The sequence below is a fragment of the Colwellia sp. BRX8-5 genome, assembly GCF_014077325.1.
Lineage (GTDB): Bacteria > Pseudomonadota > Gammaproteobacteria > Enterobacterales > Alteromonadaceae > Colwellia_A.
Genome location: NZ_JACGVR010000024.1, coordinates 14,060 through 27,443, shown reverse-complemented (window position 1 = coordinate 27,443; position 13,384 = coordinate 14,060). Strand labels below are relative to the sequence as shown.

The window sequence follows — 13,384 nt, the reverse complement described above, 5'->3', positions numbered from 1 at the left end:
TGAGTGCGCCGCAGGTTTGGAGTATTTTAACCCGCATAAGTGAGCAATAATTTAATGGAATGGCTATAAATATGACTGCTAATAATCTAACAAACTTAATTGATATCAGCCCTTTCGCCTATTCAGTTGTCATGCTTTACGGTGTTATTTTGGTTAAGCTTTTTACTGGCTATTTAGCGAGTCATCAACCCTTAAGGTTTTTTCGAATTTTTTGCGATCAGCTCGCCAAAAAAGTCAATAAAAGTAAGAATACTGACCGTCAGCGTTTTATTTCTGGTTTAATTGCTATTGTAGTTAGCCTTACGCCTATAGTCATTATTCTTTGGTTATTTGAAGCTTTTGTTGAGGCCACCTGGCTTTGGCAGGGATTTTTACTTTATCTTGCCTTAGGCTGTTTACAACTAGGAAAAACAAGTAAAGAGATTGCCAAGTTAATTGTCGCCAACAAAAATTTCGAGGCTAAACAGTTATTAAACCCCTGGCTGTTGCGAAATACCGAACAGCTTTCCTCTTTAGGCTTAGCAAAGAGCTGTATTGAAATGTTATTGCTTCGAGCGGTGCAAAATCTATTCACTATTAGCTTGGTATTTTTACTTTTTGGTCCGCTTACTGCTTTAGTTTGTCGATTGCTTATTGAGATGCATTACAGCTGGAATAACAAACAAAATAGTTTTCAACCTTTTGGCGACAGTGTTGCTTTTATTGTCAACATTATACAATGGCTACCTAGCCGTATTTTTTCATTAATCCTGCTGTTTGGTTGTATTGGCAAAAATTTCGTTTTATTTTTTCGGTTAAATCGCCGCTACTTTTTTCAATTAAATAATAGCTATGTGCTCAATTTATTTGCCTTGTCATTAGAGGTTAAACTTGGTGGTGTGGCTATGTATCAAAATATAAAATTACGTAAAACAAGTTACAACGATCACGGAAGGCAGCCTCAAGCTACTGATATTATTCATGCCAGCAAACGTATTAGCCAAGTGTTCTATTTTTGTTTTCTATTTTTAACACTACTGACATTATTTATTTACTCGTTCAATATCAATAGGTAACAAACATGTATGAACTTCTTTACTGGTTAGATTTATTTGGTATTGTTGTCTTTGCCTTATCGGGTGCATTAATGGCGGGGCGGTATAAGCTCGACCCTTTTGGTGTTGTCGTATTAGCCGCAGTGACAGCGATTGGCGGCGGTACCATCCGCGATATTACTTTAGATACGCCAGTATTTTGGGTTGCCAATCCCATTTATCTTTATGTTATTTTATTAACTGCAGTGTTAACAATTATCATTATTCGCCGTCCTAAGCGTATTCCAAAGCGCTTTTTACTGATTGCTGATGCATTTGGTTTAGCATTATTTGCTGTTTTAGGAACTGAGAAATCATTAAGTTTAGGCGCTCCTGTATTTGTTGCTGTTGTAATGGGCACCATTACCGGTGTTGCTGGTGGGATGATCCGTGATGTTATATGTAATGTTATTCCAATGATCTTACAAAAAGAAATTTATGCTACTGCTGCGATCTTAGGCGGCTCTTTGTATGCGTTATTTCGATACTTAGCTTGGCCAGAAAATATCGCCATCATTTCTGCAATTCTTGGCGCATTAACGCTGAGACTAGCCGCTATTTATTGGCGAGTTTCACTGCCAGCGTTTCATATTGTTGAAAAAGAAGAAAGTAAATAATGCCAGCTCAGTGCTTTACAGATGTCGATAAGTTGTTTGTTTCTGTTAGATAATTAAGAGATACTAAAGACTAATTTTTAATCACTTTATGATTTCATTAAGCGACTAAGCCATTAATAACACTCATCGAACTATTTTATGACTGATAAAGATAAAATCATTGAAAAACTATCCAACAAAATAGTCATGTTAACTCAAGAAAATGAGCTTATTAAAGATGAACATAAAAAATTAACTGAGTACTTATCCGCGGCTCTAGATAGAACTGGTTTATTTATCTGGGAGCAACACATACCTAGTGGGCAGTTAAAAATATTAGATCAAGCGTTTGGTAGCATGTGCGGTTTTGAAACCAATGAAATTGAATCAACAGTATCCTCTTGGAAAAACAACTTACATCCAGATGATAAAGAAAAAGTTATCGCTGCATTTGAAGAGCATTTAGCGGGAATAACACCCTACTTTTATATGACTTACCGTATGAAGCACAAGGACGGAGGTGATGTATGGGTATCTGATCGCGGTAGGGTTATTGAATTTGATGATGATAATAATCCTTTACGTATGACAGGAACACATACTGATATTACCCAAGAAAAACTTTATGAATTAGAGTTAGCTCAATATGCTAATTTAGATCCGCTCACTAATTTACTGAACAGAAAAGCCCTTCAACATAATTTTGAAGTCTACACTAACACCAGTAAATATTGTGGTGGTGCCTTATTTTTTATTGACTTAGACGATTTTAAATCAATAAATGATATTTATGGACATAAAGTGGGCGATAAATTACTGCTGCATGTTACCAGTAACTTTGATGCCTTAGCACCAACAGACGCCTTAATTGCCCGATTCGGAGGTGATGAATTCGCGATTATTTGTAAAACAACCGATAGACTAGCCCTTGAATTATTAGCGCAGTCGATCTTAACAATATTAGCTAAACCCACTGAAATTGAAGGGATAAAAATATCAATTAATTTAAGTATCGGGATATGCGTTTTTGAAAAAAATAATGAAAGCTTTGCCAATATCTATGAGAGAGCTGACAAAGCGATGTACTCGGTGAAACGAAAAGGCAAAAATCATTATGCCTTTTGGGACGAAGACAAAGAAAGTTAAACGTCGAATTCCTCTGTTTAAGCCTCCATTCCCCAGCCATCGTTATAGCCATTATACTTTGCAGCAAGTTGTTCAAGCTGTGCTTCTTGCGCGACAATCCCATCGTAGCAAGGTAGCATTTTTACAGTGCAATCTAAATCCCAAACATTAGGTGTTTCATCAGGATGAATGACTAATTCCATTTCAGGTGCATGTTCTGCTAAATAATCAGCCATTGCTTGGGCTTGTTCTTTTTTTTCGAACAATTGAAAAAACACGACGGGATGAATAATAGACAAATCAATACCAGCATCTTGCATTTCAGCCAAAATTTGGCCTGTTTCATCATTTGGAAAGGTCATAAAAGTTATTATCTGGGTAAAAAGTACTTCATTATAAACCGCTATTTTCTTCAACTCCACAGGAGAGTTAATTATTAATGTTTGAGTAGCTGCATAAATTATTCTGACAACTCAATTGACTCTTTGCGGGGTAGCGAGGACACCTTGCCACTGAACTCGACTCACCTGCTGTTTTCGCTAATAAAGAGGCGCCAATGGTATTAATAGCAAAGGCACATGTTAACTCTCCAAAGGTAATGTTAACTAACACACATTGTTTTTTTGATGAGCAGGTTAAATTTTCTAGCAATATTTTTTGTTTGACCGAGACAAAGGTTTTACTTGTTAATGTATTCGTCTTGGCAGCAACGTTAACAAGAGAGGTTTCAATAACCGTGTTAAGCTTGTGTTTATTTCTTTTTTCTTTGCTTTTTTGAGCAGCCCTTTCCTGATCAAGCTGATGTTTTAAGTGCGTTGTTGCTATTTCATGCTCTTTTAATAAATACCCTAAGCCTAATAAAATAGTAATAAAAATCACTACGGCTATCAGTGTTATCGTTAACCATTTAAGCATTGTTAGCTTTACTTGCATCACGAGAATGAGGATATTTATCTATCATCGCATCAATAGCCCGGTAAATTTTCAATTGAGCCTCTCTACTATTATCGGTTTTAGCATTAATTTTCAAAGGGTAAACACTTCGCCAAACTGAACGTTTTTTTTCAGGGTCAAGTACATCAATAATTAAACTTCCCGGTTTAGTTTGCCACTGTTTTTTGTCCGCTTGCGCTTCACCGCCACGCAAACAAAGAGAACAATAAAGCACCCCTTTATTGTAGGTTAATAATTCCTTAGTGTTTTCATTAACAAGATGATAAGTAATCACAATATCAGCATCATCTAGCGTATTATAAATAAAACCATTCTTATCTAATACTTGCTCTATGGCTAATTCAATACTGTTACGCGTGGTATAACTAATATTTTGAAACTGGCCAAAGTCAGAGTTACGCTTATAAAAAGCGTAGCTGCTTACCTTTGAAAAATTAAAGTTAGTTTGATATTTTGAAATGGCCGGTTGGTATAATGTACAACCTGAGAGCATTAGTGCTGAAAAGCATAGCAAGGTTATTAAAAAAATAAGCTGAAAAGATATTGGCTGGCTATTTTTAATCAAGAATAAAAGGCATAGATAATGAAAAGGATAACTTTAGCCTACCCTGCTGAAAAAAAATTACAACTATTTGCGCAAGTAATAAAATAACAGCAGAGCGTTTTGTGTAAATAGCTTACATCAACACAGATAAATCAACTTGGGTAAAATTAATGACCTTACCACCAAATTCAGCTGCAAAGGTTTGCGCATCTTTTTGTTTACTAAAACTTGCCAGCGTTTTACCCATCGCACCTGTTTTAATTGAGCCAGCAACAAACCATGCGTTGCGGGCATCAATAAAGTATTGGTCATTTGGTGTTTTCCACGGTGATTTACTCATATCGTGTACTAATATGGTGGTAACATTTCGCTTATTCTCAGGGTCTAAGTAAAAGCTAAACATATCGCGAGTCGAGCAAAACTTTTTCACACTATCGCCTTCCGCTTTAGTAAGACCCTTTCTAAATAATTCCCCTTTAGGACCACTAAAGTTTGAAATTAACATCCCACACAAATGACATTCATCGGCCGTTTCTATCGCCACGGCTTCATGTAACGATTGGGCGACCTCGTCATTTTTAGAACACGCAGACAGCAGTGCTGCCAACAATAGGGTTATCAATAAAAGGGGTAAGCTAGGCTTTAAAATATTCATTAGAGTGTTTTTTTCCTAAAAATAAAAATGGCAATAATGATAGGTACCATGACCCATGCCAGTAAAATGCTAAATAATTGCCCTTGTGACAGACTCGATTTTATTGCAATCGCTAAAGCGCCATTAACGTCACCACTATCAAGGCCGGCAAGATTTACTAATCTAAATATATCGGCTGGATTTAGCATCATTAATTGGGTAAGTCCCTGCTGGCTAATACCTTGTTCCACACCGACCAATAACGCCAGCAACGCTAAATCAAAAACTAACGCAAAGAAAAACCAAGTGATTAAAGCAAAACCCGCTGCTTTTGATTTTTCACTTACCGATAAACTGATCAAATAAGCGATGGCAGTAAAACTTAAACCTAATAAAACAGCACTCCCAATAAAGGTAGCAAAAACATTAAAAACGGCACTGTCGTTTAGTTGATAATATAATATTAGCGCCGACGAGCCAAAGCCCAAAAGGGTTGCAAGTGCAATAATACCGCCTTGTCCTAAAAACTTACCTAATAACAGTTGGCTTTTACTTAAGGGATAAGTCAACAATAATAACAAGGTGCCGCTTTCTTGTTCACCCACAAAACTGTCGTAACTGAGCAGTAATGCAATGAGTGGAATAAGAAATACCGCTAAACTGGCCAGACTCGCTATCGTTGTTGATAAAGAGGTTACGCCTACTGTCCCTGACGCTGCAGCACCAAAATAGGTCAAACCAATAGACAAAATAGCAAAAATAACAGTAATTGACACTAGCCAACGGTTACGTAAACCATCATGAAATTCTTTGTTGGCAACGGCTAATATTTGTTTCATTAGCGGGGCTCCTTAACGGTATTTTTATTATCGACATGTTCAGCTAAATGGCGTGATAAATAAAATTGATAAACTTGCTCTAAATTGGCCGAATCAACTCTGACATCTTTAATCGCTTGATAACTCAGTAACTGACGCAAGGTCGCTAATTTATCTTGCTCAGGTACCGTCAGTAAATCACTATGATTTTTATCTACTAAAAATTTAGCCAATTTAGGATCGCCTTGAAGCGAACCATTTAAACCTTCAACTTTGATGGTTACGGGCAAGGCGGCGGCTTGGCGTAACTCTTCTAAAGAGCCCATAGCAAGGACTTTTCCGGAAGATAATATCATCGCTCGGTCAATATGTTGTTCAACACCGGGTAAAACGTGTGAACATAAAATAACACTGGTTCCTTGGCTTTTTAGATCATCAACCGTTTTATAAAAATCAGCGGTTGCCATAGGATCTAAGCCAACAGTGGGTTCATCAAGCAACAACAGAGCTGGATTGCCGATAAAAGCCTGTGCTAACCCTAAACGTTGCCTCATTCCTTTTGAATACGTTTTAACTTGCCGCTTCATGGCATGAGCAACCCCAACTTGCTCGAGTAAAGCCATTGCATGTTTTTTGTCAAAGCCCTTAAGTTTAGCAAAATAACTAAGCACTTCTAAACCGGTTAATTGCTCATAAAAACTAACATTTTCAGGTAAATAACCAATTTTAGCGCGCATGTGCCAAGCTTCTTTAGAATCTGGTGCCATCCCCATCACTTTAACATTGCCATGACTTGGCGTAATAACGCCAAGAATAAGCTTCATCATGGTGGTTTTACCCGCACCATTATGACCAAAAAGTCCTAAGACTTCTCCCTGTGAAAGTTGCATATCAACAGAGTCTAGTGCTGTTAATTTGGGATATTTTTTACCCACGTTAGTTAGTTTAACCAGAGGTGTTTTGTCTGTAGTGTTCATCAATTTATATCCTTAATGCTCTGCACGTTGCACAACAGCAGATTGATTATCTGCCGTGTCAGTTTTTAGTGCCTCGGCATTAATCTTTTGTACCCTTGAGAAATTTTCATCAGTATTTCGGTGATGTGGTGAGGACATCAACGGAAAACTGTCTTTCACACCGGGTGGTTTTAGTACTGGAAATTGACGTTGCACCCATCGCAGAATAATAATCGCGGGGCTGTCCATTAGCATTTTCATTTCTGGGTATTGCCAAACTAATTTGTCGATACCATCGTTTGGTTCAAACATAACATCGCCAATGTTATCGTTATTCATATCCCAGCCTAGGTAATTACTCCAGTAATTACCTTTACCCGCTAAGCTCCACTCTTGCTTTTTATTGGAAACGTACTTAACTTGTGTCGGGTTATTAATAAAACTGTTACCGTAAATTTTAATATTTTCTGAACCAGCCGTTAAATGAATGCCTATTTCAGCGCCTTCGACAAGATTGTTTTTTAAAGTGTTATAACCTGAATTATAAACAAAGAGCCCTTTACCATCACGGCCTAATACTTTATTTTCAGGCTTTGTCCAAACACGTTTAACAATATTATTGCTGATAGTTGACTGTGTTATATAATTAAATAAAAAACCATAATCTTCACTGTCTATCGTTGTATTCCCGCTGATAATTAATCGCCTAGAGCTCATTAGTGCATAGCCAGCTCGCGTGTTATAAGCAAAATTATTAATTACCGAATTGTCGTATGAATACATATAATGAATGCCATATCGTAAGTCGTGCAGAGTATTATTTTCTAAAATATTCTCTTGACTAGAAATAATATAAAGCCCATCACGGGTGTTAAATATTTCATTTCCTCGGACTTCAGCATGTTTCACGATAGAAAGCTGAATACCGTTACCTCTATCGGCTGAGCGTAAGCTCAAATTACCTTCAACAGTATTATCAAGGACTTTTATGTGTTCGCTTTTTTGTAACCAAATACCAAAGCCATCACCTTTAAGCTTGTTGTTTTTAATCACTATATGGCTGGATTTTTTTTCAGAATAAATAGCAGAATGTTGCTCAGTAAGGTTACTTCCCCAATTAACTATGGTGAGATTTTTTATGGTGATGTTAGAGTTTTTCAGTAGCAAAGCATGACCATCACCTTGCGCATCAATAATCACTTTGCCTAAATCATCACGCTGGGCTGAAAGTGTAATCGAATGTTCAATAATGAAGTTGCCTAAATAACGACCGGGAGTAAGAATAACAACATCACCATCAACGGCTTTATCAAGCTGTTGTTGTAAATTGTCTTGTGGCGTCAGCTTAATATTTTCAGCGCAAAGCGGCTTAATAAAAAGACAAAACACACTAATAAATATAAACACTGATTTGCATTTTACCAAGAGACAACCACCAAAAATCAATAATATTTGTAAGTAAAAAAAGCATATCACCTTTTAATGATATGCCCTTGATCTGGATTAACTTCGTTAAACGTTAAGTCTATTAAAACTAAAATGTACTTAACTTAGTACTAAGCTTCAACCAACATACGACCGCGCATTTCCATGTGTAATGCATGACAGAACCAATTACAGTAATACCAATAAACACCGGGTTTATTCGCCATAAAAGTAATAGAAGCAGTTGCTTGTGGACCAATTTCCATTTGCGCGCCGTGATCAGTCATACAAAAACCGTGGGTTACATCTTCTACTTGGTCGAGGTTAGTGACGATAACAGTCACTTCATCACCTAACTTCACTTTAAATTCAGTCATACCGTAAGTTGGCGCGATTGAGGTCATGTAAACGCGTACTTTTTTACCATCACGAATAATTTTGTTTTCAGAGTACACATCTACGCCATCACGTTTTGCTATAGCAATTGTTTCTGCAAACATTGGATCCGTACGAGGCCACAATTTTAATGGTTTCATTTTAGTGCGGTGTACCATCATACAATCATGTGGTTCAGCAAATGCAGGTCCATCGTGAACAATTTTCATTTCGTCACCTGAAATGTCAATTAATTGATCGTTTTCTGGACGTAAAGGACCAACAGGTAAAAATCTGTCTTTAGAAAACTTACATAAAGAGACTAACCATTTACCATCAGCATCACGTGTTTCTCCCATTGTTGTATGGTTGTGACCGGGTTGATAATGAACATCTAGTTTTTGACGAATATAGTTCACTTTTTTACCATTGTGGGCATCAATAGCATCTTGAACATTCCACTTAGCAATTTGGCTATCAAGAAATAATGTTGTGTACGCATTACCTTTGTTATCAAATGCGGTATGAAGTGGGCCTAAACCTAATTCTGGTTCCGCAATAATCGTATCACGTGGTTTAATTTCATCAGCGAATAATGCATCTAATTTTTTAATTGAGATGATTGAAACGGTCGGTGATAATTTACCGTTAGCGATGAAATACTCACCATTAGGTGACGTGTTCAAACCATGTGGTGATTTAGGAACCGGAATATAACGCGTTAATTGAGAGCCTTTACGACCATCTAAAACAGGTACATTGTTGCCATTATAAGTTTTGAATTTACCTGCCTTAACAGCAGCTTCACAACGCGCTAGACTAAATACAACAACATGATCGCGTTCAGATGTGATCATTTCACCCAAGCTCATCCCCATTTCTGAGTTGTAACATGTAGATGCAAAATATTTTCCATCATAATCAGCGTCGGTGTTATCTAAGTTACCATCAACGATGACTTGGAAAGCCATTTCCATCGTTTCCGCATCAATCACGTTATATATTGAACGATAAGTACTTACATCTTCTAAAGAGGCTTTACCATCATTGACAATTGGCACCTCAAACTCGCCATTACATACGATGTATTTTGTATAGGGTACTTTTTGTACACGTAAACCGTGAATTGCTTGTGTATTAGGAACGGTAAGCATTTTATCCGTTTTCATCACATCACATCGAATGCGTGCTACACGTGTATTTGATTTATCGTTAATGAAAACATATTTACCGTTATAACGACCGTCAGTCATACTCATATGAGGGTGATGCGTATCGCCAACCATAATATTGGCACTATCGCCTTTAATACGTTTAGACTCGTTTGTTAAGCCCCAACCAGTCGCACTATCAATGTTAAAGACAGGAATACGCATTAACTCACGCATTGATGGAATACCCATAATACGTACTTCACCAGATTGACCACCTGACCAAAAACCATAATACTCATCTAAATCACCAGGATGAACAAACGGATCACTGCCGGCATCTTTAGCACGAGCTTGTGCCATTGATGAAAACATAGCTGCCGTCATTGGAGCAGCAACAACACCAGCACCTAATATCGCTGTTTTACCAAAAAACTTACGTCTACCTTCGTTCTCTAACTCTACGTTATTAGAGCTTTTATCGTCATTACTCATTACTTTTCTCCATTATGGTTAATTTTTTTAATATTGATTCCAACACTTGCTTGTATACTTTTATTTACTTGTTAACCGACATTTACTGCTTCTATTTCTGTTTCTTTATACTTTGCTTTTTTGCGTGCTAATTTTTTCAATGGTGGGCATTTCTCATCGTTAAAGTAAGTGACTTGGCAGTCGAGACAATAGTGACACTCGCGCATATTGATCACGCCATTAGGGTCTATCGCTTGAATTTCACACTCTTTAGCACAGGTTTTACAAGGCTGACCACATTCAGGGCGACGACGTAACCAGCTAAATAAACGAATACTATTACTGGTTGATAATGCAGCGCCTAATGGGCACAAATAACGACAAAAGAATTTGCGATTAAAGATATTGATAATCAAGAGTACTGATGCATATAAAACAAATGGCCATTCTCGATCAAACTTTAATAAGAACGTTGTTTTAAAAGGTTCAACTTCAGCGAAATGTTCAGCCAGTGATAATGATTCCATCGACAAACCAAAAAGTGCTAATAGAATCAGATATTTAATGGCCCATAATCTTTCATGCACGGCCCAAGGTAATTCAAATTGTGGTATTTTTATGTAGCGAGCAAAGATATTCATCAACTCTTGTAAAGCGCCAAATGGGCACAACCAGCCACAATAAACCGCCCGGCCCCATAAAATCATGGTAACGGCTGCCGCTCCCCATAAAATAAATATAATCGGGTCGAGTAAGAATAAATCCCACGAAAAATCAGACATTAAGGCTTGTAAGAAAGTAAATACATTGACCACAGACAACTGGCCACCCCATGACCAACCAATAAAGACGACAGTAATAATCAAAAACAAATGACGGAAGTTGTGCATAAAAGTTGGGTGGCGTACCAATATATCTTGAAAAAACAAACTCATGACAACGATAGCAAGTAAAATAATCAAGATAATGACTTCAGCTTCTTTCTCTTGCCAAACTTCTTGAATCAAGGTTAACTCTGGCTCAGGATAAATAAGAGCTGGACGGTCAACATACTTATCTAATGTGTGATAATCGCCTTTGAAAGAGGTAAATAAGCTATCGACTGCGCCTAATTGGCGGCGAACAAGTAACTCCACCTGCCAATCAACACCGGGGTTAAACTGGTGCTCGGCACGGACAATAAATAATGACATTTCTTTAAATCTAGGTGCGCCAGCAATATAAAGATCAGTAACACGGTTATGATCTAAATCACGAAAGGCAAAGGCTTCGTTATTTTGTAGTATTTGAATACGATCAAAAATACCGCCACGCACATAACCCGACCCTTTATAAGAATAGCCATTTCCCAGCATAATAATGGCATGTTCACCCTCTTTAAGGCTTGCCATTAACCATTGATATTCACTATCGCCTAATAAGTTACGACCCACCGTTGGGATATCAGCCTGAGCAAAGTAAATTTCAGCAAACAGCTGTTGTTTCTGCTCTGCACTTGCTTCATCAACATGCTCAACTCTAGTCCCCGCAAACGCTTCATCAACTATTTTTCTATTTAAGGCTAATTTTCGAATGGAGCCGTCACCAAGGAGTCCTTGCCAATCAAGCTTTTGATAGACATCTGGGTATATTCTGGACATAGGTTGAATAATGTCTTGGCTAGCTTTAATAATACCTAAAGAACGAGCGACTTTTGTTGCCGCTTTAGTAATTGCTACATTCATCACCATGACAGTAACAGTTGCACCAGAAAGCCCATCGATATGAATAACGCCTTCCTTGTTATTCCCACCGACCTTTAATCTGTCACTGACGTTTAAACCATTATATTGATCAGCAAATTCATACAGTTTACTTTCAGGGATGCCAGCAAGAATAATAGGTTCATGATGCTCTAGAACTTTAGCTCCCAAATAAACACCTGCTGGGCTAATGGCGACTAACATATTGACTGGCTCACCAGAATAAGCTGGCATTTTAGCTAAGTCGTTTGTTTCAAAAGCATAGCCAATAATGTCTTTGTCTTTATATATGGTCCAAATTAACGGTTCACCTTGCTTATCTGATATTGATGTTGCTTCTGGGAATATTTCATGGATAAGTGGAATAGGGTCTTTAGGCGGGCTAACAAACAAAGCTTGTGCAGGCATTACTACAGATAAAAATATCGAAAGCATTAATAGCAAACTGTTAATTTTAGATGTCTTTACTCTATTCTTAGCCATGACTTAACATTCTTTTATTTAATTTTAATTCAGTAAACCTAAAGGTACTACTGCGACAATATGTCGCATATATTACGCTCACGGTTAAACAGTGATCTGATGTAGATCAATAAACAAAAGAAAAATAACCCTCCAAAATATAGGGTTAAAGAAACATTAGTATCAGGAAAGGTAACAACTAGCGTCGTAGAATATCTGCAGTGGCTGTAGAGTGATAACGGTGGTGTTTCAATTTAGGTAATCGATAATCGAGCTTAGTTTAGGGGCAGAGCTCTACTGGCAGCGGATAATAATGACGATGGTGGTTATGGTATCAATGGTGGTTATGGCAGCAATGGTGTCATTACTCGCAATACTAGCAATACTAGCAATGCAGAATAAAAGTCAGTTTAGAAGCAGAACTCTACTGGCAGCAGATAAAGTCGACAACTAGTATCACTATCGTATATTGATATCTGGTGTAGTATTAATGTCGCCATCTTCGCTTATAGTTGCTGGTGTACCATTTTTTAAGACAAGAACAGCAGTACTGCCACTCGATGTAAACCGGGTAAAGCGGAGTTCATAGCCATATTTAGTTAAACTTAGTGCAGCAAAACGTTGAGCTAACGTTAATTTTTTCCAATTATTATCAGATTCAAACTCACTGTCATCAAAATATTGTCGCCGTTCGATTAAATTATTTCTCTCGGGTTTATTTTCCATAGTGCGGCTCAATACTGTATTTAATATTTGGTTCAACAAAATAACAACTCGACAACTTTAATGAGTGGGATTTATCGGTTAACAACCTTAACTCGACACTTAAATTAAGCACAAATTATTCCAAGATTAAAATACTGTTATTTAACAACGAACTGGAGATAAAGCATTCTGTACTTACGACTAGATTTAGCGTTAGTGTAAAAAAAATTGACGAATAATTATTAAGCAATCATGCTGGATTTTATTACTGAGATAATAAATAAAAGTCATTATGATTTTAGCGTAAAACACCTGACTCTTTAATGCACTGATAAAAAAGCCAGTAATAA

The 13,384-nt window shown here is 37.2% G+C and carries 14 protein-coding genes; 4 read left to right on the top strand and 10 right to left on the bottom strand.

The annotated features are described in order from the left end of the window. Positions 1-71 precede the first annotated feature (71 nt). From H4J62_RS14500 to H4J62_RS14490, 3 genes are all read left to right on the top strand, one after another. Positions 72-1,055, top strand: coding sequence for a cobalamin biosynthesis protein (locus H4J62_RS14500; RefSeq protein ID WP_182216777.1), 984 nt, complete (start codon positions 72-74; stop codon positions 1,053-1,055). Between the two features lie 5 nt (positions 1,056-1,060). Then, complete coding sequence (locus H4J62_RS14495) at positions 1,061-1,690, top strand: trimeric intracellular cation channel family protein (RefSeq protein WP_070375615.1); 630 nt, start codon at positions 1,061-1,063, stop codon at positions 1,688-1,690. 138 nt (positions 1,691-1,828) lie between these two features. After that, a complete protein-coding gene (locus H4J62_RS14490; RefSeq protein WP_182216776.1) occupies positions 1,829-2,815 on the top strand; it encodes a sensor domain-containing diguanylate cyclase in 987 nt (328 codons plus the stop codon). A 17-nt stretch (positions 2,816-2,832) separates the two neighbouring features. On the opposite strand, the gene H4J62_RS14485 is transcribed toward H4J62_RS14490, so the two are convergent. From H4J62_RS14485 to nosR, 9 genes are all read right to left on the bottom strand, one after another. Further along, the gene (locus H4J62_RS14485; RefSeq protein ID WP_182216774.1) at positions 2,833-3,156 is read right to left on the bottom strand and encodes a ribonuclease E inhibitor RraB; all 324 of its coding nucleotides are present in this window, start codon (positions 3,154-3,156) and stop codon (positions 2,833-2,835) included. 67 nt (positions 3,157-3,223) lie between these two features. Continuing rightward, positions 3,224-3,709 (bottom strand): hypothetical protein, encoded by a 486-nt coding sequence (locus tag H4J62_RS14480; RefSeq protein WP_182216772.1) that lies wholly within the window; start codon positions 3,707-3,709, stop codon positions 3,224-3,226. After that, a complete protein-coding gene (locus H4J62_RS14475) occupies positions 3,702-4,241 on the bottom strand; it encodes a DUF4136 domain-containing protein (RefSeq protein WP_182216771.1) in 540 nt (179 codons plus the stop codon). Before H4J62_RS14475 ends, H4J62_RS14480 begins: the two co-directional genes overlap by 8 nt. Positions 4,242-4,425: 184 nt before the next feature. Further along, on the bottom strand, positions 4,426-4,947 hold the full coding sequence (locus tag H4J62_RS14470; RefSeq protein WP_182216769.1) for a nitrous oxide reductase accessory protein NosL: 522 nt from the start codon (positions 4,945-4,947) through the stop codon (positions 4,426-4,428). After that, the gene (locus H4J62_RS14465) at positions 4,947-5,765 is read right to left on the bottom strand and encodes an ABC transporter permease (protein ID WP_182216767.1); all 819 of its coding nucleotides are present in this window, start codon (positions 5,763-5,765) and stop codon (positions 4,947-4,949) included. The genes H4J62_RS14470 and H4J62_RS14465 overlap by 1 nt, the downstream gene beginning before the upstream one ends. Continuing rightward, entirely contained in the window at positions 5,765-6,721 is a 957-nt protein-coding gene (locus H4J62_RS14460) for an ABC transporter ATP-binding protein (RefSeq protein WP_182216766.1), read from the bottom strand. Before H4J62_RS14460 ends, H4J62_RS14465 begins: the two co-directional genes overlap by 1 nt. Positions 6,722-6,733: 12 nt before the next feature. After that, a complete protein-coding gene (locus H4J62_RS14455; RefSeq protein ID WP_404842417.1) occupies positions 6,734-8,101 on the bottom strand; it encodes a nitrous oxide reductase family maturation protein NosD in 1,368 nt (455 codons plus the stop codon). Between the two features lie 155 nt (positions 8,102-8,256). Then, entirely contained in the window at positions 8,257-10,146 is a 1,890-nt protein-coding gene (gene nosZ / locus H4J62_RS14450; protein ID WP_182216762.1) for a TAT-dependent nitrous-oxide reductase, read from the bottom strand. A 71-nt stretch (positions 10,147-10,217) separates the two neighbouring features. Next, positions 10,218-12,350, bottom strand: a complete 2,133-nt coding sequence (gene nosR / locus H4J62_RS14445) for a transcriptional regulator NosR (RefSeq protein ID WP_182216761.1) — start codon at positions 12,348-12,350, stop codon at positions 10,218-10,220. Positions 12,351-12,642: 292 nt separating this feature from the next. On the opposite strand from nosR, the gene H4J62_RS14440 reads away from it, so the two are divergent. Beyond that, positions 12,643-12,783 (top strand): hypothetical protein, encoded by a 141-nt coding sequence (locus H4J62_RS14440; protein ID WP_182216759.1) that lies wholly within the window; start codon positions 12,643-12,645, stop codon positions 12,781-12,783. A 5-nt stretch (positions 12,784-12,788) separates the two neighbouring features. Here the strand turns inward: H4J62_RS14440 and H4J62_RS14435 are convergent, their stop codons facing one another. Continuing rightward, on the bottom strand, positions 12,789-13,055 hold the full coding sequence (locus tag H4J62_RS14435) for a hypothetical protein (protein ID WP_070375611.1): 267 nt from the start codon (positions 13,053-13,055) through the stop codon (positions 12,789-12,791). Positions 13,056-13,384 lie beyond the last annotated feature (329 nt).

Coding starts and splice junctions, on each gene's coding strand:
- H4J62_RS14500 (WP_182216777.1), top strand. CDS start 72: ATGACTGCTAATAATCTAACAAACTTAATTGATATCAGCCCTTTCGCC.
- H4J62_RS14495 (WP_070375615.1), top strand. CDS start 1,061: ATGTATGAACTTCTTTACTGGTTAGATTTATTTGGTATTGTTGTCTTT.
- H4J62_RS14490 (WP_182216776.1), top strand. CDS start 1,829: ATGACTGATAAAGATAAAATCATTGAAAAACTATCCAACAAAATAGTC.
- H4J62_RS14485 (WP_182216774.1), bottom strand. CDS start 3,156: ATGACCTTTCCAAATGATGAAACAGGCCAAATTTTGGCTGAAATGCAA.
- H4J62_RS14480 (WP_182216772.1), bottom strand. CDS start 3,709: ATGCTTAAATGGTTAACGATAACACTGATAGCCGTAGTGATTTTTATT.
- H4J62_RS14475 (WP_182216771.1), bottom strand. CDS start 4,241: ATGCTCTCAGGTTGTACATTATACCAACCGGCCATTTCAAAATATCAA.
- H4J62_RS14470 (WP_182216769.1), bottom strand. CDS start 4,947: ATGAATATTTTAAAGCCTAGCTTACCCCTTTTATTGATAACCCTATTG.
- H4J62_RS14465 (WP_182216767.1), bottom strand. CDS start 5,765: ATGAAACAAATATTAGCCGTTGCCAACAAAGAATTTCATGATGGTTTA.
- H4J62_RS14460 (WP_182216766.1), bottom strand. CDS start 6,721: ATGAACACTACAGACAAAACACCTCTGGTTAAACTAACTAACGTGGGT.
- nosZ (WP_182216762.1), bottom strand. CDS start 10,146: ATGAGTAATGACGATAAAAGCTCTAATAACGTAGAGTTAGAGAACGAA.
- nosR (WP_182216761.1), bottom strand. CDS start 12,350: ATGGCTAAGAATAGAGTAAAGACATCTAAAATTAACAGTTTGCTATTA.
- H4J62_RS14440 (WP_182216759.1), top strand. CDS start 12,643: ATGACGATGGTGGTTATGGTATCAATGGTGGTTATGGCAGCAATGGTG.
- H4J62_RS14435 (WP_070375611.1), bottom strand. CDS start 13,055: ATGGAAAATAAACCCGAGAGAAATAATTTAATCGAACGGCGACAATAT.